The organism is Crocosphaera sp. UHCC 0190 (assembly GCF_034932065.1).
GTDB lineage: Bacteria > Cyanobacteriota > Cyanobacteriia > Cyanobacteriales > Microcystaceae > UHCC-0190.
Map to the genome: position 1 here is coordinate 26516 of NZ_JAYGHP010000013.1, position 22784 is coordinate 49299.

At 41.3% G+C, this 22784-nt stretch carries 19 protein-coding genes; 13 read left to right on the plus strand and 6 right to left on the minus strand.

Features of this window, described 5'->3' with window-relative positions; all coding sequences use genetic code 11:
- Positions 1–44 precede the first annotated feature (44 nt).
- The 3 genes from recO to VB715_RS16820 all read right to left on the minus strand — a co-directional run bounded on the left by recO (position 45) and on the right by VB715_RS16820 (position 2450).
- On the minus strand, positions 45–902 hold the full coding sequence (recO, locus tag VB715_RS16810; RefSeq protein WP_323302371.1) for a DNA repair protein RecO: 858 nt from the start codon (positions 900–902) through the stop codon (positions 45–47).
- 164 nt (positions 903–1066) lie between these two features.
- Positions 1067–1507, minus strand: coding sequence for a DUF29 domain-containing protein (locus VB715_RS16815; protein WP_323292863.1), 441 nt, complete (start codon positions 1505–1507; stop codon positions 1067–1069).
- Positions 1508–2246: 739 nt separating this feature from the next.
- On the minus strand, positions 2247–2450 hold the full coding sequence (locus tag VB715_RS16820) for a DUF751 family protein (RefSeq protein ID WP_323292864.1): 204 nt from the start codon (positions 2448–2450) through the stop codon (positions 2247–2249).
- Between the two features lie 109 nt (positions 2451–2559).
- On the opposite strand from VB715_RS16820, the gene VB715_RS16825 reads away from it, so the two are divergent.
- Positions 2560–3843, plus strand: coding sequence for a glycoside hydrolase family 10 protein (locus tag VB715_RS16825; protein WP_323302372.1), 1284 nt, complete (start codon positions 2560–2562; stop codon positions 3841–3843).
- A gap of 477 nt (positions 3844–4320) precedes the next feature.
- Entirely contained in the window at positions 4321–5166 is an 846-nt protein-coding gene (locus VB715_RS16830; protein ID WP_323302373.1) for a prohibitin family protein, read from the plus strand.
- Positions 5167–5217: 51 nt separating this feature from the next.
- Here the strand turns inward: VB715_RS16830 and VB715_RS16835 are convergent, their stop codons facing one another.
- The gene (locus tag VB715_RS16835) at positions 5218–5436 is read right to left on the minus strand and encodes a Uma2 family endonuclease (protein ID WP_323302374.1); all 219 of its coding nucleotides are present in this window, start codon (positions 5434–5436) and stop codon (positions 5218–5220) included.
- Positions 5437–5582: 146 nt separating this feature from the next.
- Here VB715_RS16835 and rimP point away from each other — a divergent pair, with 146 nt between their 5' ends.
- From rimP to infB, 4 genes are all read left to right on the plus strand, one after another.
- Positions 5583–6038, plus strand: coding sequence for a ribosome maturation factor RimP (gene rimP / locus VB715_RS16840; protein ID WP_323302375.1), 456 nt, complete (start codon positions 5583–5585; stop codon positions 6036–6038).
- 43 nt (positions 6039–6081) lie between these two features.
- Positions 6082–7332 (plus strand): transcription termination factor NusA, encoded by a 1251-nt coding sequence (gene nusA / locus VB715_RS16845; protein ID WP_323302376.1) that lies wholly within the window; start codon positions 6082–6084, stop codon positions 7330–7332.
- A gap of 6 nt (positions 7333–7338) precedes the next feature.
- Positions 7339–7611, plus strand: a complete 273-nt coding sequence (locus VB715_RS16850; protein WP_323302377.1) for a YlxR family protein — start codon at positions 7339–7341, stop codon at positions 7609–7611.
- A gap of 191 nt (positions 7612–7802) precedes the next feature.
- Positions 7803–10829, plus strand: coding sequence for a translation initiation factor IF-2 (infB, locus tag VB715_RS16855; protein WP_323302378.1), 3027 nt, complete (start codon positions 7803–7805; stop codon positions 10827–10829).
- Between the two features lie 76 nt (positions 10830–10905).
- On the opposite strand, the gene VB715_RS16860 is transcribed toward infB, so the two are convergent.
- Positions 10906–11103, minus strand: a complete 198-nt coding sequence (locus tag VB715_RS16860; RefSeq protein WP_323302379.1) for a hypothetical protein — start codon at positions 11101–11103, stop codon at positions 10906–10908.
- A gap of 717 nt (positions 11104–11820) precedes the next feature.
- Here VB715_RS16860 and VB715_RS16865 point away from each other — a divergent pair.
- The 7 genes from VB715_RS16865 (at position 11821) to VB715_RS16895 (ending at position 20771) form a co-directional block, all read left to right on the plus strand.
- Complete coding sequence (locus VB715_RS16865) at positions 11821–13083, plus strand: response regulator (RefSeq protein ID WP_323302380.1); 1263 nt, start codon at positions 11821–11823, stop codon at positions 13081–13083.
- 125 nt (positions 13084–13208) lie between these two features.
- Positions 13209–13568 (plus strand): response regulator, encoded by a 360-nt coding sequence (locus tag VB715_RS16870; RefSeq protein ID WP_323302381.1) that lies wholly within the window; start codon positions 13209–13211, stop codon positions 13566–13568.
- 208 nt (positions 13569–13776) lie between these two features.
- Positions 13777–14280 carry a chemotaxis protein CheW gene (locus VB715_RS16875; RefSeq protein ID WP_323302382.1) on the plus strand — a complete coding sequence of 168 codons (504 nt, stop codon included), beginning with the start codon at positions 13777–13779 and terminating at the stop codon, positions 14278–14280.
- Positions 14281–14297: 17 nt separating this feature from the next.
- Complete coding sequence (locus VB715_RS16880) at positions 14298–16676, plus strand: methyl-accepting chemotaxis protein (protein WP_323302383.1); 2379 nt, start codon at positions 14298–14300, stop codon at positions 16674–16676.
- Positions 16677–16754: 78 nt separating this feature from the next.
- Positions 16755–19823: a hybrid sensor histidine kinase/response regulator gene (locus VB715_RS16885; protein ID WP_323302384.1), complete on the plus strand. Its 3069-nt coding sequence runs from the start codon at positions 16755–16757 to the stop codon at positions 19821–19823.
- A gap of 20 nt (positions 19824–19843) precedes the next feature.
- On the plus strand, positions 19844–20335 hold the full coding sequence (locus tag VB715_RS16890; protein ID WP_323302385.1) for a chemotaxis protein CheW: 492 nt from the start codon (positions 19844–19846) through the stop codon (positions 20333–20335).
- Positions 20336–20603: 268 nt separating this feature from the next.
- Positions 20604–20771, plus strand: a complete 168-nt coding sequence (locus VB715_RS16895; RefSeq protein ID WP_323302386.1) for a hypothetical protein — start codon at positions 20604–20606, stop codon at positions 20769–20771.
- Between the two features lie 126 nt (positions 20772–20897).
- On the opposite strand, the gene VB715_RS16900 is transcribed toward VB715_RS16895, so the two are convergent.
- Positions 20898–22748, minus strand: a complete 1851-nt coding sequence (locus VB715_RS16900) for a sodium:solute symporter family protein (protein WP_323302387.1) — start codon at positions 22746–22748, stop codon at positions 20898–20900.
- Between the last annotated feature and the right edge of the window lie 36 nt (positions 22749–22784).

Below are 22784 nucleotides of genomic sequence, written 5' to 3' on the forward strand. Positions count from 1 at the left end.
TTAGGGGTTCATTAAGTAAGCAATCTCACAATGTTTATTAAACCTTAAAACTCCATCGAAGATACGCTATCCACTAAAGTTGCTGACCGAAATGATCGCCCTAACTGATATTGGGCATAGTCTCTGAGGAGATGTTCCACTTCTACCCAGGGAACAATAAAAAGACTGTTTAGGATTTCTGGGGGAAACAGTTTGCCTGGATGGGGCAATGAAGAATAATTTAACTGTTGTAAGAGGCTTAATTCTGTTGCTCTGACTTGATTATTAAGGGTTGGTAACACATAAGGACTATTTTGGTTTACAGGCATCTTTAAGGTGGCTTTTAGGCTGTCTCGAAGGGCTAAATCGATCACTCCTCCTGCCTCAAAACTAAACCCGACTCGCCAATTAGGATCGCTAAAATTGGGATTAAGGGTGTTTTGGGTTAGACAACAGCGATGGACTTGAGGGGCAATCCCTGCGATCGCCAATAAATGAAAGACTGCTTGGGCTAAATAACCATGTAAACTTTCCGAGGTAGACATCTTTTCTAAACGACGGAGATGTTCATTTAACAGTCCATATAATTCTCCTTGGGGTTGATCAATTAAGGCTAAACTTAACACTAATTCCGCTAAATATTGACCTGCGGCCAGTTTTCCTAAATCCTTACTTAACCCCGGATAGGATTCAATCGTGTCTGCTTGGGTAACTTTATCCAGCGATCGCCCTTTGGCAATTAGTAACTGATTGACCATAAATAATTCACAGCGTCCCCTTAACTGAGATTTTGGCTTTCTCGCCCCAGGAACCACCGCCCGAATTAATCCCCATTCAGGAGATAAAATCGTCACCAGACGATCGGCTTCTCCGAGAGGCATTCCTTTTAATATAATTCCTGTCGCTTGATAGGTTCGACTCATTGATTCATTATTTTCGTAGGGTTATGGCATCAGTAAGACTTTCCATTCTATCCGAAATCTTAGTATTGCTATGCCCCTACATTAAAGAATAGTAGAAAGACGGGGTTTTCAACCCAATTCTCTGATAAATTGCCGCTTCGGGAATAATAATAAATAAATTCAGTTTAGGGGAGTAGATCCTCTAAAGTATAAGGGCATTGGCTAGGTAAGCTGATTTCATATTCGGACTCGACAATTTCAACGGCATCTTGATAAATTTCTGAAAACTCTTTTTGAAGCTTGGGTTTCATACTGGGTGCTATTTTACGCTTCATATTCTTTTTAAAAGCGACAACCTCAGACTTCCACTTGTTACGGCATTCAGGTAAAGGAACATAGTCAATCTTTAAACGGTGTTCAATTTGTCTGATGAGCAAGCTGACCACTGCATTATATTCACTACGTCCCAAAGCTTCGATCTCCTCAATAATATTGTCCCAGTCTACGTTCTCTAAATGTTTCAATTCCTGATGGGTATTCACAAGCTCTCGTAACGCCTTGGCTTGTTCTATTGACCATTGATGGTAATCTCTCTCGTAAGTCAATTTCGATATTGTCTGGCTCATGGGTTAAACTCCGGTGGAGAATCATTTTTTCGAGATGTCCCCTTGGTAATAATATTAAGCCCAAGAAACATCAAAGTATCGGGTTGAATGATAGTGACATCCTCCCACGCACGCCACTACGTTTTGTGCGGGGAACCTCCCTAACTCACGATAGGGCATTCCTGGTTATTCTCGCTCATGCGAGGTTTCGCCACTTATCTAAAACTCGTTGGTACAAATGATGATAAACATCTCCCACCGTTGGTTCCCCGACAGAACGACTAATCAGGCGTTTTCGTTTTCCAGAGTCCCTGGATACTTGTCGATTTGTTCAATTTTTTGTCGTATTTCCCAAGCTCGGTCGGTTCCGTCAATTGACTACCTTTCACTCTCATCTTGGATGGGTACACCCCAACTCTGGCTCAATTTAGGTTTTTTACCTGGCGGCCACATCTATTATGTCACAAAACTGTTGCTTTGGCGAGAAATCCCTCGATTTTCGTTCCTCAATCGGGGATTTCTCGCCAAAAAGAGGTTAAACCCCGACAGACACTGATCGCCCTTTAGCTTTCCTAATTCCCTGTTTCAATTGTCAGGATTTTCTTTTTCCGGCAGGGGTCTGCAAGCGCACGGATTTCCCATTATCTATAGAATATCATGTCAAGTCAAGGTTGTCAAGAACAATTGCAACAGCAAAGCATAGGGTTTAATAGTATTAAACCCCGACAAATAGCGATGGCTTTCACTATCCAAGTCTTGCCTAAACTGTTGATAATCCCAACATTGCCTTTAAGGTAAAATAAAGCAGAGAAAAGACCCCGACTACAATGCCACTCATAGCGATCGCAGTAACCGGATTTTTAAATAAGGGTCTAATCCATTCAAAAAATGACCAAAAGACCCCCAAAGAAAAGCTAATCAGATAACGGGGGTAGCGTGAAACGTTGTCAAAAAATTCTCCCATAGTTCAACCTTCCAACTTAACAATCGTCTTTCATCATATCAGTCAAGCGATCGGACAACATTCTACGCTATCCTCTAACATAGAAAACCTGAATACTTAATGATTAATCATGGCACAAAATCTTTTTGATCGGGGTGCTGATGCCCTCGTTATTTTCAGTCGTCTCTGGGGTCGTCAAACTTGGTTTATTTTTCTGATTCTCTTTGGCTTATATTTAACCTTAATTCCCTTTACCTGGCCCAATATTGCCCAAGCTCGCAATCAACCCACAGAAATTCGTGGGGTCTGGCTAACCAATATTGATAGTGATGTTCTGTTTGATAAAAATAGTCTAACTGAAGGCATCAATACCCTCTCTCAGTTAAATTTTAATACGCTTTATCCCACGGTTTGGAATTGGGGTTACACACTTTATCCTTCTACTGTTGCTGAATCTGTCATTGGACAAAAATTAGATCCCACAGAAGGATTACAAGGACGGGATATTCTGCAAGAAACGATAGAACAAGGTCATAAAAAAGGTATGGCTGTAATCCCTTGGTTTGAATTTGGGTTTATGGCTCCTGCTGATTCAGAATTAGCCAAACGCCATGATCAATGGTTAACCAACCGTCAAGATGGTAGCAAAATTTGGTTAGAAGGGAATGTCCATCAACGAGTCTGGTTAAATCCATTTCATCCCGAAGTTCAAGGATTTATTACTCAGTTAATTACAGAACTGGTTACTAATTATGATATCGATGGTATCCAAGTTGATGATCATTTTGGTATCCCCTTTGATTTTGGTTACGATGATTTCACCGTAAAACTCTATCAACAAGAACATAATGGTCAGTTGCCTCCTAAACCGCCAGCAAATTTAAAAATGGGCAGTAATAATTGTATGGTCAATGATGCTGCTTGGACAGAATGGACACAATGGAGAGCTAATAAAATTACTGATTATATGGGAGAATTATTTACAGCGATTAAAGCAGCTAATCCTAAAGTAATTGTTTCGGTTTCTCCTAACCCTCAGACTTTCTCCGCTAATTGTTTTCTTTTAGACTGGCAGACTTGGCAGCAAAAAGGACTGATTGAAGAGTTAGTATTACAAGTATATCGGGAAAACTTAAGGGATTTTCAACGAGAAATTAATAGTCCTGAAGTGCAGCAAGCAAAAGCTAATATTCCCTTTGGCGTTGGGGTTCTTTCTGGGTTAAAAGGTCGTCCGGTTTCCATGAATAAAATTTCTGAGCAAGTCGCTGCAAGCCGTAAACAAAAGTTGGCAGGGGTTTCTTTTTTCTTCTATGAAAGTTTATGGAACTTTGGCCCTAAATCTCCCAAAGAACGACAATTTATGTTTAAACAGATTTTCCCCACTCTTGTTAGTCGTCCCTCCATTAATCCTTAGTTTTAGGTAGGGGCAAGGCATCAGTAAATTATATTGATTCGCGCAAAATCTCTTTATTTTGCCTTGCCCACACTTAAATTAAAATGTTATTTTAAAGCCATTTTGTCTAGGAAAACTGCTGTCAGAAGATCTTCTCGCAATTAATTAATCTTAACTCATCTAACACAATGTAATATATTTGTATTTTTTATGTTTATATTTTTGACAAAAACTGTAACATTCAATACAAAACATCCCAAAAAAACATTAAAAATGTTCACTCCAAGCAAAATTAATCAAAAGAATTCTCATTAAGCAACGAAAGAATGGGGTTGACAACCCATACTACTTTTTGCTATGCTAATGGACGATAGTAACGGTAGGATAGGCCAAAACTATATTTCTAAATACTCCTTATTTCTGGTTAGTCTTCTGTAACATCGAAGAGTCGCAATAACCGCTAAGATTGAAACCAGATAGGATTAAGGAGAGATATTTGTGAATCGTCAATCACCCCCTAGCTTACAACCGTTAATCGGTGGTATCATTGCTGCCTTATTGGTTGTCATCAGTTTTAACTCATTTATTGTGGTTAACCCTGGACAGGCAGGAGTATTAAGCATTTTAGGCAAAGCGCAAGACGGAGTATTATTGGAAGGCATACACTTTAAACCGCCGATTATTTCTACGGTAGACGTGTATGATCTTACTGTACAGAAATTTGAAGTTCCGGCCGAAAGTTCCACCAAAGATTTACAAAATCTTAGTGCAAGTTTTGCCATTAATTTTCGTCTTGATCCCTTGCAAGTTGTTGATATTCGTCGAACCCAAGGAACCCTACAGAATATCGTTTCTAAAATTGTCGCTCCCCAAACCCAAGAATCCTTTAAAATTGCCGCAGCAAGGCGTACAGTAGAACAGGCAATTACCCAAAGGAGTGAACTCAAAGAAGACTTTGACAATGCCTTAAATTCTCGGTTAGAAAAGTACGGAATTATTGTGCTTGACACTAGCGTTATTGATTTGAACTTTTCTCCTGAATTTTCTCGTGCAGTAGAAGAAAAACAAATTGCTGAACAGAGGGCGCAACGTGCTGTTTATATTGCCCAAGAAGCAGAACAGGAAGCACAAGCGGATATTAACCGAGCCAAAGGTAGAGCAGAAGCACAACGTTTATTAGCAGAAACCTTGAAAGCGCAAGGAGGGGAATTAGTGCTACAAAAAGAAGCCATTGAAGCGTGGAAACAAGGAGGCGCACAAATGCCTAAAGTGTTAGTTATGAGCGGGGATAATAAGAGTAGTATTCCTTTCCTATTTAATTTAGGAGATATACAAACTCAGTAAAGAGTTAATCCCTAATTGTTGATAGTGATTGGTTAATAGCTGATCACTTTTTTATTCTTCTGTAACTGAAAAATCAACTTTGTCATAGAGATCTTCAAGTTCAAACTTAAAGTTAATTGAGGATAAAGAAATCACATCTTGAGGGTTATTATATTCAATAAATAACCAGTGATTGGGTGCAGTTTTAAGATAATGTTCCAGATGGATTGTATCCTGATCAATCAACAAATATTCTTGAAAATTGACCGCTTTACTGATGATTATATCCATATTACCTATTCCCTAAAACCGACAATTCTCGACCTCATCCATAGACGATCGCTTTTGAGACAAGATTTGCTAGACTAAAAGGCTAAGGCACATTAACGAAGTTAAAACGAAGTGGGTCAGAACCCGCTTTTTTTATTGTCTGAGCAATGACCCATCCTTTGATTCCCCAAATTATCGATTTAGCCACCCCCATCGTCCAAGAAATGGGGTTAGAAGTGGTGGACGCGGTTTTTCAAACCAACAAACGCCCCCCCGTTCTACGGATTGATATTCGCAACCTAACCAGTGATACTAGCTTAGACGACTGCGTAAAAGTCAGTCGGGTCTTAGAAACCATGCTAGATGAAGCTGAGGTCATTCCGTGGGCTTATGTACTAGAGATTTCGAGTCCAGGAATTTCTCGACAACTGAACAGCGATCGGGACTTCATTGCCTTTAAAGGATTTGCCGTTATTGTCAAAACCAACGCCCCCTACTTAGAGCAAACAGAATGGCGAGGTCAACTCCGGGGGCGAGACTCAGAAGCCATTTATATCAACCAAAAAGGGCGAGCGATCGCCATTCCCCGTTCCTTAATCGCCCATGTCCAACTCGATGACTAAAACCCAGTCATCTTCAATTTAATCGCCAAGGAGGTGTCTATTTATGTCTCTCGTTAGTTTACCCGGCTTAACTCGTATGATTGAAGAAATTAGCCAACGGCACAATTTACCCAAACCCGCCGTTCAAGAAGCCTTACGAGAAGCTCTTTTAAAAGGATATGAAAGGTTTCGCCGTTCCCAAAGCCTAGATCGTCAACAATTCCATGACGACTACTTTGATAACTTTGAAGTCGAACTAGATACCGAAGAAGAAGGGTTTCGCATTTTATCAACCAAAAAAATTGTCGAAGCCGTTGATAACACCGATCATCATATTTCCCTAGAAGAAGTCCAAGAAGTCGCGGCTGAGGCCCAACTTGGGGATGAAGTCGTCTTAGATGTCACCCCTGAACAAAGGGACTTTGGGCGCATGGCCGCCATTCAAACCAAACAAGTCCTCCTACAAAAACTCAGAGATCAACAGCGAAAACTGATTCAAGAGGAATTCAATGAACTTGAAGGCACGGTTCTCAATGCCAGAGTGTTGCGATTTGAACGACAAGACGTGATCGTCGCCGTTCAAAGTGCCTTTGGTCAACCCGAAGTAGAAGCCGCCTTACCCAAAAGGGAACAGTTACCCAACGACAACTATCGGGCCAATGCCGCCTTTAAAGTCCTACTCAAAAAAGTTCGAGAAGGTTCCCATCGTGGGCCACAATTAATTGTCTCCCGCGCGGCGGCGGGGTTAGTGGTGGATATGTTCACCGTGGAAGTCCCCGAAATAGAAGAAGAAATCGTGCGGATAGTCGCCGTTTCTCGTGAAGCAAACCCCCCCTCTCGTCATGTCGGCCCCAGAACCAAAATTGCGGTTGATACCCTAGAGAGAGATGTTGATCCGGTTGGGGCTTGTATTGGGGCTAGGGGATCACGCATTCAAGCCGTAGTCAATGAACTCAGGGGAGAAAAAATCGATGTCATTCGTTGGTCACCCGATCCAGCCACCTACATCGCCAATGCCCTCAGTCCCGCCAGAGTTGATCAAGTCGTGTTAATTAATCCTGATGAGCGTCATGCCATTGTGTTGGTAGCAGAAGATCAGTTAAGCTTAGCCATTGGTAAAGAAGGACAAAACGTCAGATTAGCCGCCCGTTTAACCGGATGGAAAATTGATATCAAAGATGTCGTTGCCTATCAAGCTGAACTCGAAAAACAAAAACAGCGCGTCCTAGAGGAAGAGGAGGAATTAACTGATGAGTGGGAACAACCCGAAGAAATGTCAGAAATCTTAACCTCATCTCTCAGTGAAGCCGAATAGTCCCTGATGAAGCCCAATTATCGACGTTGTATCAGTTGCCGTAAAGTTGCTCCCAAAGAAGCATTTTGGCGAATTGTGCGAGTCTATCCATCTCGGCAGGTACAATTAGATCAGGGAATGGGAAGATCTGCCTATTTGTGTCCTCAAGAAAGTTGTTTGCGGCTTGCCAGCAAAAAAAATCGCTTAGGACGGGCCCTCAAAGCCTCGCCCCCCGATAGTATTTATCAGCAATTGTGGGGGCGTTTAGAGAAAATAGAAACAGAGACTTCCTCAAGTTAGAATCCTCAGATAACTTTCTCAAAAAAAGTAGATCCCAGGAGACTTTTAATCGTTAGCATAGGAGAGAACCTTGTTTTCCAAATCATTATGATAAAAGTTAAATGGAACGGCTCAAACCAAGAGCTTACCCGTGCCTTCCATCGGGAGTCTCAACAATCAATGTAGCAACAACCTAGTCAGGGGGATAGTGGATGAACAACGCACAAAAAGTTAGAATTTACGATTTATCGAAAGAATTGAATTTAGAGAACAAAGACATCTTGGAAATTTGCTCACAGCTTAACATTGCTGTTAAGAGCCACAGTAGCACTATTACTGAATCTCAAGCAGAACGGATTAAGGCAATGGCGGAAAAATATGTCGCCACTCAAGGAACTCATCAACCAGAGGAAGCGTCCTCATTAGGAGAACGGAAACAACAGATATTGGCCATTCATCATAAGCAACCTAACTCTCGTCCCACCCAGAATGACCAAGATTCCCGGACAGAATCTTCCTCTGCCTTAGTGACTCCGCCTAGACCTCCTGTTAAGCCTCGGCCATCTGCTACCATTACTCCCCCCCAAAAGCCAATTCCCCCTGCCCTAGTGAAACCCCAGGTTGGTGCTGTGGCTGAAAAACCCCAGCCTACCCCTCAGTCAGTGCGGCCAACCCCCCCAACAGAAGTCCCTCCAGAACCAGAGGCGACTTTGTCAGAACCACCGCAAATGCTTAAGCCTCCGGTGAAATCTTCAGAAGCAGACAGTCCAAAAGCCAAAGATCTTCAGCCGAAACCGTCTTCTGAGGGGCCGAGTAAGGTTCAACTGCCCCAAAAACCGGTGAAGGTGAATCTGCCCAAACCCAAAGATCGAGGGGAAAAAGTTGACAATGGGGAGAAAGTTGCTGTTTCTGACGGGAAAAAACCCCTAACCAAATCAATTACTCGCAAAGCCAAACCGGAACTACAGCGGCCCTTATCTCTGAAGTCCGAGGAAGAAGAAACCCTCAAATTAGTAGCACCTTCCATTAAACCCGTTTCCGAAGCTCCAGAAGAAACGGATGTGGATGATGACACCATTGACACTGAACTCAAGCCAAAACCCCAATTAAAACGTCCGGCCCCCCCACGAATCTCCAAACGGAAAACTTGGGACGAAGAGGAAGAAGAACAAGAAACCAAAGCTAAAGCCGCGAAAGGGGCTGCCGCGAAAGGAAAGCGACGTTCCCAACGCCTCGATCAAGAGGACGAAGATTTTGAGTCCGAATTAGACACCAGTCCCGTCTCTCTGAGTGTCAGTTTATCGATGGCCCGTCCGCCGAAACCGAAGTCTCAGAATCAACCCGTTACTGCAGTCTATAAACCCAAAAAACCCACCCTAAAAACGGCTGAGACAGGGGGAGAACGAACCAAATCTGACCGTCGGGAACGTCAAGAGGTTAGCCAACGACCTGAGCAAATTATCCTTGATAGCAACTTAACCCTGAGAGAACTGGCTGAAAGGTTGCAAATTGCAGAAACGGAAATTATTAAGAGTCTCTTTTCCAAAGGTATTGCGGTCAATATTACCCAAACCCTTGATCAAGAAACCGCTACCATGGTGGCAGAGGAATTAGGGGTTTTGGTGGAAGTTCCCCAAGTACAATCCGCCGCAACCAAGAATACGGAAATGATCGAGACGAAAGACTTGGAATATCTCCAACGTCGTCCCCCTGTGGTGACTATTATGGGTCACGTTGACCACGGGAAAACCACCTTGCTTGATTCTATCCGTAAAACGAAAGTGGCTCAAGGAGAAGCCGGAGGCATTACCCAACATATCGGGGCCTACCACGTGGATATTGAGCATAATGGTGTCCCAGAGCAAATTGTCTTTTTAGACACCCCTGGTCACGAAGCCTTCACTGCTATGCGGGCGAGAGGAGCAAGAGTCACCGATATGGCCATTCTCGTCGTAGCTGCGGATGATGGGGTACAACCTCAAACCAGAGAAGCTATCAGTCACGCCAAAGCGGCTGGAGTGCCAATTGTGGTTGCTATCAATAAAGTTGATAAGCCAGAAGCAAACCCCGATCGCATTAAACAAGAACTCTCTGACTTGGCCTTAGTTCCTGAAGAATGGGGCGGAGACACCATTATGGTTCCCGTGAGTGCGCTCAAAGGAGAAAATCTGGATACTTTGTTGGAAATGCTACTGCTCGTCTCAGAAGTAGAAGAATTAGTGGCTAACCCTGATCGCCTTGCAAAAGGAACAGTGATCGAGGCGAATTTAGATCGGACCCGCGGCCCTGTGGCTACCCTCCTGGTGCAAAATGGCACCTTAAGGGTGGGAGATGCGATCGTCGCTGGCTCCGTGTTTGGCAAGATTCGCGCCATGATTGATGACCGAGGTGACAAAGTTGAGGCTGCTTCTCCATCCTTTGCGGTGGAGATTTTAGGACTCAACAGCGTGCCAGAGGCTGGGGACGAGTTTGATGTCTATTCCAACGAAAGAGAAGCCCGTGTCATCGCGGAACAAAATGCTGAAAACCATCGTCAGACGCGATTACAACAGGCCATGTCTTCCCGTCGTATCACCCTCAGTACCCTATCAGCCCAAGCCCAAGAGGGAGAACTCAAAGAACTCAACTTAATCCTCAAAGCCGATGTTCAAGGGTCTGTTGAGGCGATTTTAGGGGCCTTAGAACAGTTGCCACAAAATGAGGTACAAATCCGCATTCTCTTGGCTTCAGCCGGGGAAATTACTGAAACGGATGTTGATTTGGCCGCTGCTAGTGGCGCGGTGATTGTTGGCTTTAATACGACCTTGGCCAGTGGTTCAAGGGCAGCGGCAGATCAAGAAGGGGTGGATATTCGGGAGTACGATATTATTTACAAGCTCCTAGATGATATCCAAGGCGCGATGGAAGGGTTACTGGAACCCGAAGAAGTCGAGTCTGCCCTAGGACAAGCCCAAGTCCGTGCCGTCTTCCCTGTGGGACGGGGGGCTGTGGCTGGTTGTTATGTACAATCGGGCAAAGTGGTGCGTAACCGTTTCATCAGAGTGCGTCGTGGTGGCAATGTGATTTATCAAGGTATCCTTGATTCTCTCAAGCGGATGAAAGAAGATGCACGAGAAGTTAATGCTGGATACGAATGCGGTATTGGCATTGATAAGTTCAGTAACTGGCAAGAGGGCGATCTAATCGAAGCCTACGAAATGGTGACGAAACGTCGTACTTTAGCTGGAAAAACCAGTTAGCATTAGAAGATCCCCTATGGTGTCATAGGGGATCACTTGTTTTGCCGAGAAAAATATTAAAAAATAAAATTGAGTCTTAATCAATAACCCAGAAGCCATTTTTGCGCCAATATTGTTCTTTGAGGGCAATTTCTAGCTGATCATTCATAATTAAACCTTTTTGAATCAGCAACTCTCCCAATTTGGCTTTGTGAGCCGTTTGCAGATTGATGGTTTCTTCGAGTTGATGGGAAGAAATCCAGTTTTTCTGAAGTAAGATTTGACCTAATTGCATAAGAAACCTAGGGATTTTCCCTGAAGAACGCTTAACTAGCTTTAACTCATATATGAGCATATATTATCAAGCCATTGCCAAGATTTTACCGTAATTTTACTAACTTTTCACAAAAATTTATATGGTGCGCTTAAAATGCCTAAAACCCTTGCTATTGAAGGAGGCAGGAGGCAGAGGGCAGAAGGGCGGATAAAAATTTAGAGGCAGCCTATCCTACCTTAAGCAGTCGGACACCATTAAATTAGGGTATGAGAATGCTATACAGTTAACTTTAATTTTGTCCGACTACTTATGTATGTCCAACTCAAATCATGATTAATCAGCATAAATACAGTAATTAACAAAACCAATTTTTCTAAAATTCCATAATTATTCACTGGTTATTTTGACAAAAAATACTTAGACTGTTCATTTTATTATACCAAAAACCTGTGATTGATATCACTGATTCTATAGGGATTCACTCACAGAAATATAAATTTATTGAAAGCATAATATAAAGACAGGAAGAAGATTTTCCAAAAAAACAAGAAATATCAGTAAGAACACGAGATTTATTTTCTGATAAAAAATAGTAGAATAGAAAAAATAAGTACATTAGTTGACTGATAAGTTGCTGAAAAGATTTAAGTTTAAAAATCTCTATTTGATTAGATGTAATAAACAAGGTTTATCAGGATCAAGATTTTCGTTTTTTGTCATTAATCAACCAACATTATGAATCTAGAAATTGTGAACAAGATTTCTCTAAATCAGATAGAAGAAACTCCAAGTTTCTCTGGGATCAATTTTTTAGGAAGAATTGCCCAAGTTCAAGCCAGTGGATGTTTAATTGTGTCCGATAATTCAGTAACTTGGCGTATTTATGTGCAAGGAGGAAAACTCATTTATGCCAACCATTCCCTAGACTCTTTTGATCGCTTAGAACGTCATTTACGTCGGTTAAGTTATCAAGTTTCTTCTCTGACGGGCATAGTGCGTAATCAAGCCAGATTAAACTTTGATCATGATAGCAAAAATCTTGAAGATTGTCCCCCTGAATATCAAGCAATTAGTTGGTTAGTTAACGAAAAATATCTTCAGGCTAATCAAGCTGCTAGTCTTGTAAAAACTTTGAGCATAGAGGTATTTGATTCATTCTTATTACTGAAAAAAGGTCAATATAAATTTATCAAAAATACTGAAATAATCCCGCCGTTTGTGAAGCTTGATTTAAAAGATTTGATTGAAGAATGTAAGCAAAGATTAAAGGGTTGGGCAGCTTTAGCTCCTGTGATTACTTCCCCAGATCAAAGACCTTATTTTTTCAGTCAAAATCAAGGAAAAAAACAAATTTCTCCTGAAAGAATTCAAAAGCTCAGCAAATTTTTAAGGGGGTTTAGTTTTAGACAACTAGCAGTTTTAACCAATCAAGATGACCTCAAGATTGCTCAATATCTTCATCAATTAATTATTGATAAAATTGTTGTTTTACGGGAACCTCAATCTCCCTTTGATAAACTTCCCCAAATTGGCGAAACTAAATTTTTACTCCCTAATAAATCTATAGAAAAACCGACTTCCATAACCGAGCAAATAACTTTTAATAACCCACCATCTTTCTCCGATTCTCAAAAAACCTCTAAACTGCTTTGTGTTGATGATAGTCCCACAATTCTGAGAGAAATTAGTCGATTTCTTGAGAATCAAAACCTATCAATTCAAGCAATTAATGATTCTCAGAAAGCATTATTAGAGATTATTAGATTTAAACCAGATATTATTTTATTAGATGTAGGAATGCCTGGAATCGATGGATATAAGCTTTGTCAATTAATTAGAAATCATCCTTTATTTAAAAATACACCCATTGTCATGGTTACAGGAAATCGTAGCTTAATTGATCGGGCAAAAGCAAGAGTTGCCGGAGCATCAGACTACTTGACAAAGCCCTTTACTCAAGCTGATTTATTAAAAATGGTTTTTCGTTATTTGACTTAAATAACTAAAGAGAAAAAAGAAAATTAGCCAACCTGTTAGTTTTTCGGTAAATCTTGGGAATATTAAGAGTAAGCAACTGATTTAGCCCACGCTTTTCAACCTTTATATTTTGAGGATATATACCGATGTCTAAAGTTTTAGTTGTAGAAGATACCATCTCGGAAATGGAGTTAATTAGTGATTACTTGCGGGATAGTGGTTATACTGTCATCAGTACCAACGATGCCAAAGATGCCCTAGGAAAAGTCGAACAACACAAACCTGATATTGTGGTAACTGACTTAGTGATGCCAGGGATGAGTGGTTTAGAATTGTGCCGTAGTTTGAAGAAAAATCCTGAGACAAAGAATTTATCGATTGTGGTTTGTACTTCAAAAAATCAAGATTTAGATCGAATGTGGGCCATGAAACAAGGGGCAGATGTTTATATTACTAAACCCTTTACCAAAGAACAATTAGTTAGGGCTGTAAAATCTGTTGAATAAATAATCCTATCCCTGATGCAACAAGTAATCTAGCAATCCTATTGAATTTATGTGCTAGGACAAATTTTCCATTATTTTTTCCTAAGAAAAGAGAGTAGAAATAGAGTAAATTATCCTAACTTTACTATCTCTTTTCTGGTTTAATTGGCTAATAATATTGAAGCCAATAAAGCCAATTAAGATTATCGTAAGCCTCCCGAAAGTTTATATGAATCTTCCAAGTTTTGAAACTCAAACCTTGCGCTCAAAAAAAGCAGTTGGCGATCCCTATCTTCAACTGCAAATCAACAGTCAAACCCAAGTTGCCTTACCCATGAACATGACGCAAGAGGTATTAATTACTTCAGCTAGTCGTTTAACAATAATGCCAAATATGCCCCCTTGTTTGTTGGGATTATTGAATCAAAGAAGTCGTATTTTTTGGGTAATTGACTTAGCTTTGTTACTCGGTTTACAGCCATTAGGGTTGGAACTTCAACAGTATTCTATCGCCATTATTCGCTCAAGAAACAATGCCCTAGGATTAGCAGTAGAAGCCGTTAAAGGGGTCATTCGTTTTCCCAAAGAAGTCATACAGTCTCCCATTGGAACTGTTGAACCAGAGTTAACCCCTTATTTACAGGGATGTATTGCTCAAGAAAGACAAATTTTACTAATTTTATCTCCTGAAGCCATTCTTAACGCTCCTATTTTACAGCACAATCTCTCTTAAATTAAAGGAATTAACCCATGACTGCCACGAATAATAATAACGGAAACCTAACCCCTGTCAATGATAATAACCAACCGATTATTATCGAAAAAGAAGTCACCTTCAATAGTGTAGAAACCCCCAATAGTTTGCCTAGGATAGCTGAATCAAATGCCAAGATGAGGCACAAAAAATGGGGCATTAGGGCCAAAGCAACCCTGTTAGCCATGGCCATAGGAACCTTACCCGTTATGGCCGTTGGGGGAATTGCTTATACTTTAGCCAATCAGTCAATTAATCGACAAATTGATACCTTTGAAAAAACAAATGTTACGCAATTACAAGATAAGATTCACGTTTATATGAAGGATCGTTTTTCAGATATCCAAGCCATGGCTAGTTTGGATATTTTTACGAACCCGAAATGGCGAGAAACTGCAACCAGAGAAGAAAAAGATGCAGCCCTGACTAAGATGTTAAAAGCTTACGGTATTTATGATAGTATTGCGGTTTTTGATATCAAAGGAAATGTCATTGCTCAAACGGCAGGAACTCCCTTAAAAAATCATATTGACCGAACCTATATTCAAGCGGCCCTAAAAATTAATGGCCCCGTCTTAAGTCAACCTTCTATTTCCACCACAGAAGGAACCTTTAATGTTTATGCGGCCTCTACCTTAAAAGATCCCACCACAGGCGAACCCATTGGCTTTATTCGCGCCCGTATGCCTGTAAAATTCTTAGAAAAAATCATTGATAACTATAAAACCGAAGGACAAACCTTTTATTTAATTAATGGTGATAGACAAATCTTTTTAGGGCCAGAAGGGGAATATGTGGTTCAAACTCTGTCCAGTGGAAAAGCAATGACTAACCGCACCGATGAATATAAAGCCATTGACGCTGCCCAAATTTTCCCAATTATTGAACAACTTGAACAACAAAACAAGGCTAATGTTATCCCTGGTCAAAATCTGAAAGCCCAGACAGAACAACTGTTGGCCTATGCCCCACCGATTAAATTTGAAGGCTTACCGGATCTTAATTGGCGTGCTATCATTGCCACCGATGCGGATATTGTGTTTGCCTCTCAAAGACAGTTACGATGGTTGTTATTGTTAGGAACAGCAGCCACGTCGTTAATTGTGGGCATAATTGCCGTAATTGTTGCCAATCGTGCCACCCGTCCCATTTTACAATCAAGTCAGGTGGTTAAACGATTAGGAGAAGGGGACTTTGCACAACGGGTTCAAGTAGTTGGGGATGATGAAATTGCTCAACTGGGGTCTGATATTAATACTATGGCGCAACAGATCCAAGAATTATTAATCGAACAACAAGCAGCGGCCCAACGGGAAAAAGAAGATCAAGCCGCATTTGCCCGTCAACAAGGTGAATTAGCAGAACAAGAAAGAGAAAGGAGTGAAAAACTACAACGGGAACTGATTAAACTCTTGACAGAAGTAGAAGGTGCTTCAGAAGGTGATTTAACAGTACGGGCCGAAATTAGTGCAGGGGAAATTGGTATTGTTGCGGATTTCTTTAACTCCATTGTGGAAAGTTTACGGGACGTTGTGAGTCAGGTAAAACAGACAGCAACCCAGGTAAATAGTTCTATTACCACCAATGAGGGGTCAATTCGTCAATTAGCCTCTGAAGCGATCGCCCAAGCGTCTCAAATCACCCAAACCTTGAATTCTGTGGAAGAAATGACCCAATCAATTCAAGTGGTGGCAGATAACGCCAAAGCCGCCGCCGCAGTAGCAAAAACCGCCTCAACTACCGCAGAAATGGGCGGGGCCGACATGGAACAAACCGTAGCCAATATCTTCCAATTACGGGATACCGTAGCTGAAACGACCAAGAAAGTGAAGCGGTTAGGGGAATCTTCCCAACAGATTTCTAAAGTTGTTTCTTTAATTAACCAAATTGCCCTACAAACCAACTTACTCGCTATTAATGCCAGTATTGAGGCAGCCCGCGCTGGAGAGGAAGGCCGAGGCTTTGCAGTGGTTGCGGAAGAAGTGGGACAATTAGCGGCCCAGTCAGCCGCCGCGACCAAAGAAATTGAGAAAATTGTGGAAACCATTCGACAAGAAACCTCAGCCGTGGTGGAAGCCATGGAATTAGGGACAACCCAGGTGGTTGAAGGAACCCGTTTGGCAGAGAAAACCAAGGCAAGTTTAGGGCAAATTGTGGAAGTTTCCCGCCAAATCGATCAATTATTAGAGTCCATCTCCCAAGCTACCGTATCCCAGGCCAACACCTCCCAGTCTGTGACGCAATTAATGGAAGAAGTGGCTAAAGTGTCCCAAAAAACCTCTGATTCTTCCCGTCAAGTTTCCGGTTCCCTACAAGAAACTGTTGCGATCGCAAATCAATTACAAGCCTCTGTGGGGACATTTAAGGTGAGTTAGGAGGCAACACTTAAGTACCTAGACAAAATTAATTGTAGGGTCAATTCATGAATTGACCCTACCAATAGGGAGAAAATCATGGCTAAGGATAAGGAACAAGAGATTAGGTGGCAATTTCTGGGAGAAGCTCAGGAATACTTAAATGCTTTAGAATCGGGTTTATTAGGGTTAGCTACCCATGGGGTTGATCGTCAACAGATGGACGGAGCATTACGGGCCGCCCATTCGATCAAAGGTGGGGCGGCCATGATGGGATTTCAAACCCTATCGGAGTTAGCCCACCGTTTAGAAGACTTTTTGAAAGTCCTTAAGGTGGGGGGTTCTCATTCGGTTGATCGGAGCTTAGAAAGCCTATTATTAACGAGTATTGACCATCTGCGTCAGGTGGCTCAATGGAATCGTCAAGGGATAGATATTGACCGATCTTGGTTAGAAACCCAGGTTAACCCTTTGATGGCTGCTCTTTATGAACGTTTGGGCGATCCTCAACCGGAAGATGCCACCACCCTGTTATCAGAAGAAGCAGGGGAAGATATGGTCTTGTTGATGTTTCAAACGGAAGTAGAAGGCTGTTTGCAACGCTTAGAATCAGTGTTAGACAACCCCCAACAGCCTTGTTTACTGGAAGAATTTGTGATTGCGGCCCAAGAATTAGAAGGGTTGGGGCAAATGCTACAATTAGAGGCATTTTCCGCCCTCTGTCAATCCATTATCCAGGGGTTAGAAACTTATCAAGAGCAAATTCAAACTATTGCCCCTTTAGGGTTGCAAGCTTGGCGGCGATCGCAGGCCATGGTGATCATTGGACAGAGGGAAATGATGCCCACAGAACTCGATTTGTCCCATCTTTCCTCTATGCCAGCTATTGAAGATAATCTGTCACTCTCTCTCGCTGATGCAGAATCAGAAATCTGGGATAATAGCTTTGTAGATTTAGAAGATACGCCCTTATCCTTTGGGTTTCCTTCTTCTGGTTTTCTCTCCTCTGGTACTCCCCAACCTTTGTTTCCCGATGAGTCGTCACAACTTCCAGGAGAGACGACTTTACCTCTACCTTGGGAATTGGAACAGGAAACGGAAGAATTAAACATTCTCATGACCCCAGATGCCTTAAAATCCTATGTCACCACGAAGGAATTTACAGAAGAGGCCCAGGAATTTTTGGCCCAGTTAAACGCCGATAAAATTGAAACGGCCAATGACTTTATTGTTTCCCCTTCTCCTAGGAGTACAGAAGATATTGACACAGGGGAAGAACAAGAGACAATTCGTGTCCCTATCAAGCAATTAGAAGCCCTCAGTGATCTGTTTGGGGAACTTACCATTGAACGTAATGGCTTAAATTTACAACTGAAACGTTTAAGAAATCTCGTTGAATTATTAAGTGACAGGGTACAAACATTAGAACAATCTAACGCTCATCTGAAAAACACTTATGATCAAGTGGGAGAGCGATCGCCTGACAAAGATTCAACCCTTAAATCAGGGCAATTAAGCCTTCAAGACTTCGATCTGTTGGAAATGGATCGTTATAGTGATCTTCATGTCGCGTCCCAAGAAATGATGGATACCATGGTACAACTTCAGGAAGTAACTAGGGATCTTCAGACCAACTTAGACGAAACAGAAGGATCTTCACGGGCTTTTTCCCGCACCTTTAAATTAATGCAAACCACCATCACCCAATTGCGAATGCGTCCCATTGCTGATTTGGTGGGGCGTTTTCCCATGGGGTTACGACAAATGGAACTCCAATACGGTAAACAGGTGGATTTGAAGATTAAAGGGGGATCTACTTTGGTGGATCGAACCATTTTAGAGGCGTTAAATGACCCCTTATTACATCTTTTACGCAATGCGTTTGATCATGGTATTGAAACCCCCGAAGTCCGTCAAGCAGCCGGAAAACCTGAAACTGGAACTATTGAAATTAGTGCCACTTATCGGGGAAATAAAACTATTATTACGGTTCAAGATGATGGGGCGGGGATTAATTTAGATAAAATCAGAGTTAAGGCCTTACAAATGGGGTTAAATCAGTCTGATCTCGCAGAAGCAACTAATAAAGAGTTATTAGATCTTATTTTTGAGCCAGGGTTTACTACTGCTGAGGCCGTGACAGACTTATCAGGCCGGGGTGTGGGTATGGATGTGGTACGCACTAACCTGCGTCAAATTCGGGGAGAAATTGCCGTGGCCACCAAACCAGGCCAAGGAACAAGCTTTATCCTGACAGTTCCCTTTACTTTGTCAGTGATACGGGTATTATTGGTGGAAAGTGGCGGAATGCTGTTGGCTTTTCCTAATAGTGTGATTGAAGAAATGATTAGTCTTGACCCTGAAATGATGATGATGGGAACAGGACAAAATGTACTTAATTGGGATGGTCAGTTAGTTCCCCTGATTGCTTTAGGGCAACAATTGGATTTTGCTCGTCCTCATCCGATCACCCCCATAGAAGCAATGGCTGTCATTGATCAACCCACCGTTTTAATGATAGCTCAAGGTCATGATTTTGTGGGGATTCAGGTGGATCGCTATTGGGGCGAACAAGAAGTCACTATTCGTCAGGTGGAAGGAAACTTAGGAATGCCTTCTGGGTTTTCTGGTTGTACTATTTTAGGAGATGGTCGCGTGGTTCCTTTGATAGATGCAACTGCTTTGTTACGTTGGATCAATGAGGAAAATCGTCCCTTATTGCGATCGCAACCTCCAACCTTAGCAGATTTAGATCTGAGATTTACTGAGACTAAGGCGATCGCCCCTACCATCATGATTGTGGATGATTCGATTAATGTGCGTCGTTTCTTGGCCTTAACCCTCGAAAAAGCGGGTTATCAGGTGGAACAGGCCAAAGATGGTCAAGATGCCCTAGAAAAGCTGCAAGGGGGCTTATTATCTAAGATTCAATTAATTATCAGTGATCTTGAAATGCCCCGTCTGGATGGTTATGGCTTATTATCTCATCTAAAATCTGACTCCATGCTTAAATATCTTCCTGTGGTGATGTTAACTTCTCGTAGTGGGGATAAACATCGTCAACTAGCCATGAATTTAGGCGCGTCTGCTTATTTTTCTAAACCGTTTAAGGAAACTGAATTATTAGCCACATTAGAACAGTTAATTAAAGCATCTTTAGTTAAGTAAGAAGTTAAAAGGTAAAAATCATGACTCTCTACTCTCCCCGTCGTTCTCGTCTTCTCGCCGCTAATAAAATAGAAAAAACTCAACAAATGATTGCTTTTATCTTGGGTAAAGAAGGGTTTGCTTTACCTATTGATGCAGTTCAAAAAGTAGTCCCCATGGGCAAAATCTATGGTGATCCTCAAGAGAAAGGTATTAGTTTAACCCATTATCAAGACCAAAAATTATTAGTGATTGATGTTGATCGTTGTATCTTTGGTATCACATCAATGCCATCCGAGCAAGAAATTACTGAACAACGTTTTTTATTAATTATTCACAATAAAGTCCATAAAATTGTCGGATTACCCATAGATTCTCCCCCCTCTCTTCGTCGTGTTCCTGAATCAGCATTTATGGCATTACCCGAAAATTATTTAACCCAAGGGAATATTCATTGTATTAGTTCTACCATGATTCAAATTCCTAATCAAGAGCCTTTATTTTTATTAGATGTTGATAAATTGATCCCTTAAGTTCGGTAGAACTGAACTTGCCATGTAAAATTAATAAATGAATACAGACTAAAGCCTTATTCTATAAGCACAAAGGCTGTCTACACAGCCTAATTTTAAGCCTGGGTAAGCTGTTGTGCATTTAAACTGCGTATTGTTTAAATTAATAAAAAAGGCTGTAGAGCCTTAAATTCTATCCTAAGTTAACCAATCAAGAGGATTTTTCCGAAATCTTCACCCTTCAGCATGAAGACAATTAAAGAATACTGCTGTGAGAAGGGTAAGGAAAATGACTATTAAATGGAAAATTCTTATTAGTAAATTAGCGGTTTGGATAATGATTGAAATTATCCTCAACTGTTTAGGATTAGATAATCTAGCTGATTATGGTGAATTTGTCCAGAAACGTTATCCTCTATTGATTTCTTTTCCTGTTCAGGTGATGCTGAAATCCTAGTTTTAATAGCCAAATACGATATTATTATACAAGGTTTCTAGAATGGTGATATTGTCCATATTCTCTAAAATATATATGGTTAAGAATCAGGTGAGTATTGCTCACCCTACCTACTATTAGTTTAACCTAAAACCCATCATCTAATCCAGGTCTAGGCATAGGTACAATAGTTTTTTTGTTCAATTGACGTAACCAAATTCCTCCAATAACTGCAATTGTTAATGATAGAAATCCGGTCATAGATTGTAATAGTAAAAAGCCACCAATCGCAAACATACTGCCAAACATTAATAAAGTAGCCGCCACAACTCTTAGGATATCTGTTCTTAAATCTTGGGCTGATTTTAACCCCGTTTTATATTGTTGATATTGCCAACCGATTCCCCCTGGACGAACCAGAGTATAAAAATTTAAGAGGGTTTCTTCATCTTCAGGGGGCGTTAAAAACATAACCGTTATCCACACCACTGCAGTCATTACAGAAATGCCTAATAATCGCCAACCAAAGTCAGGAAAAATATTATTAATTGCAGGATTGATCGTGGTAACTAAACCAATTATAAACCCGGCAATCATTGCTGATAACTCGGCTGCGGCATTGATTCGCCACCAAAACCAACGTAAAATTAAGACTAATCCTGGCCCCGTACCAATGGCAATCACTAAACGAAACACTGTCGTAATATCCGTTGCATAAAAAGCAGCAATTGACCCGAAAACCGTCACCAAAACTGATGATATTCTCACAGCATTGGTTAACTCAAAATCAGAGGCTTGAGGACGGAAAAAACGACGATAAAGGTCATTAGTTAAATAAGAAGCACCCCAGTTAATAGAAGTGGAAATGGTACTCATAAAGGCAGCAATTAATGAAGCCACCACTAACCCCAATAAAGCGGAAGGTAAATACTTTAACATCAGGGTTGGATAAGCTAATTCAGGGTCTTCTAAATTAGGTAATAAAACTATTGCAGCTAAAGCCGTAATAATCCAAGGCCAAGTTCTCACAATATAGTGCAAAATATTAAAAAACCAAGTTGCTTTTTCCGCTTCTTTCTTAGCTGCTGCCTCCGTATTTCCTTTCACAGCTAATAATCTTTGCACAAATTCACCACCCCCATCACTCCGACGAAATGACCACCATTGCACAAATAAATAAGCTGAAAATGTCGTCGCTGTAATCCCTGCTGCATCATTCCAAGTAAACCCAAACCCCCCATTACTGGTAATAGGAATAAAAGATAAAACATCAAACTCTGTTACCCCTTGCACTTTGGGAATTAATTGATGGATTCCTCCCACATCATGAAGGGCAATACCTGCGACAATCATTGCCCCTAATAAACCGAGAAAAAATTGAAAGAAATCTGTAATCACCACACCCCAAAGCCCCGAAACTCCCGTGTAAATGAGAACAAAGATACTCAAAAAAATCACTGTCCAAAGTTTGCCTGATTCTCCCGGATTAAGGCCTAAACTTTGCCATAGTTGCAAAGCATCCACGACTTTTACCATCGCTAACATGGCGTATCCAATACCAATACAGTTGATGGGAACTGCAAATAAAAAGGCCTTCGTTGCCCGTAAAATAGCTGCCGTTGACCCACCATAACGCAGTTCTGTTAATTCAGCATCAGTTACCACTTCAGAACGTCGCCACAGCCCCGCAAAGATGTAAATTAAGACAATATGGGCAATACCAAAACTCCACCATTCCCAGTTCCCTGCAATACCTCTGGTTGCCACCACACCACAGATGTACAAGGGAGTATCAATCGAAAAAGTTGTGGCGGCCATACTGGTTCCCGCTAACCACCAAGGAAGGTTTCTTCCGGCCAAGAGGTTATCAACCAGACTTTTGGGTTCTTTTTCCTCCCCTGTTGTTGAGGGTTTGCTTTCTTTGTGAGATAAAAATAACCCTAACACCATTGTGGCGATGAGATAAATTACGATAATAATCCAATCAATCGGTTGCATAGTTTGAATTTTAAGTTATTTTATTTAAAGTTTGGT

Excerpts from the sequence above, each read along its gene's own strand:
- recO (WP_323302371.1), bottom strand. The coding sequence starts at position 902 with ATGAGTCGAACCTATCAAGCGACAGGAATTATATTAAAAGGAATGCCT.
- VB715_RS16815 (WP_323292863.1), bottom strand. The coding sequence starts at position 1,507 with ATGAGCCAGACAATATCGAAATTGACTTACGAGAGAGATTACCATCAA.
- VB715_RS16820 (WP_323292864.1), bottom strand. The coding sequence starts at position 2,450 with ATGGGAGAATTTTTTGACAACGTTTCACGCTACCCCCGTTATCTGATT.
- VB715_RS16825 (WP_323302372.1), top strand. The coding sequence starts at position 2,560 with ATGGCACAAAATCTTTTTGATCGGGGTGCTGATGCCCTCGTTATTTTC.
- VB715_RS16835 (WP_323302374.1), bottom strand. The coding sequence starts at position 5,436 with ATGGATATAATCATCAGTAAAGCGGTCAATTTTCAAGAATATTTGTTG.
- rimP (WP_323302375.1), top strand. The coding sequence starts at position 5,583 with ATGACCCATCCTTTGATTCCCCAAATTATCGATTTAGCCACCCCCATC.
- nusA (WP_323302376.1), top strand. The coding sequence starts at position 6,082 with ATGTCTCTCGTTAGTTTACCCGGCTTAACTCGTATGATTGAAGAAATT.
- VB715_RS16850 (WP_323302377.1), top strand. The coding sequence starts at position 7,339 with ATGAAGCCCAATTATCGACGTTGTATCAGTTGCCGTAAAGTTGCTCCC.
- infB (WP_323302378.1), top strand. The coding sequence starts at position 7,803 with ATGAACAACGCACAAAAAGTTAGAATTTACGATTTATCGAAAGAATTG.
- VB715_RS16860 (WP_323302379.1), bottom strand. The coding sequence starts at position 11,103 with ATGCAATTAGGTCAAATCTTACTTCAGAAAAACTGGATTTCTTCCCAT.
- VB715_RS16865 (WP_323302380.1), top strand. The coding sequence starts at position 11,821 with ATGAATCTAGAAATTGTGAACAAGATTTCTCTAAATCAGATAGAAGAA.
- VB715_RS16870 (WP_323302381.1), top strand. The coding sequence starts at position 13,209 with ATGTCTAAAGTTTTAGTTGTAGAAGATACCATCTCGGAAATGGAGTTA.
- VB715_RS16875 (WP_323302382.1), top strand. The coding sequence starts at position 13,777 with ATGAATCTTCCAAGTTTTGAAACTCAAACCTTGCGCTCAAAAAAAGCA.
- VB715_RS16880 (WP_323302383.1), top strand. The coding sequence starts at position 14,298 with ATGACTGCCACGAATAATAATAACGGAAACCTAACCCCTGTCAATGAT.
- VB715_RS16885 (WP_323302384.1), top strand. The coding sequence starts at position 16,755 with ATGGCTAAGGATAAGGAACAAGAGATTAGGTGGCAATTTCTGGGAGAA.
- VB715_RS16890 (WP_323302385.1), top strand. The coding sequence starts at position 19,844 with ATGACTCTCTACTCTCCCCGTCGTTCTCGTCTTCTCGCCGCTAATAAA.
- VB715_RS16895 (WP_323302386.1), top strand. The coding sequence starts at position 20,604 with ATGACTATTAAATGGAAAATTCTTATTAGTAAATTAGCGGTTTGGATA.
- VB715_RS16900 (WP_323302387.1), bottom strand. The coding sequence starts at position 22,748 with ATGCAACCGATTGATTGGATTATTATCGTAATTTATCTCATCGCCACA.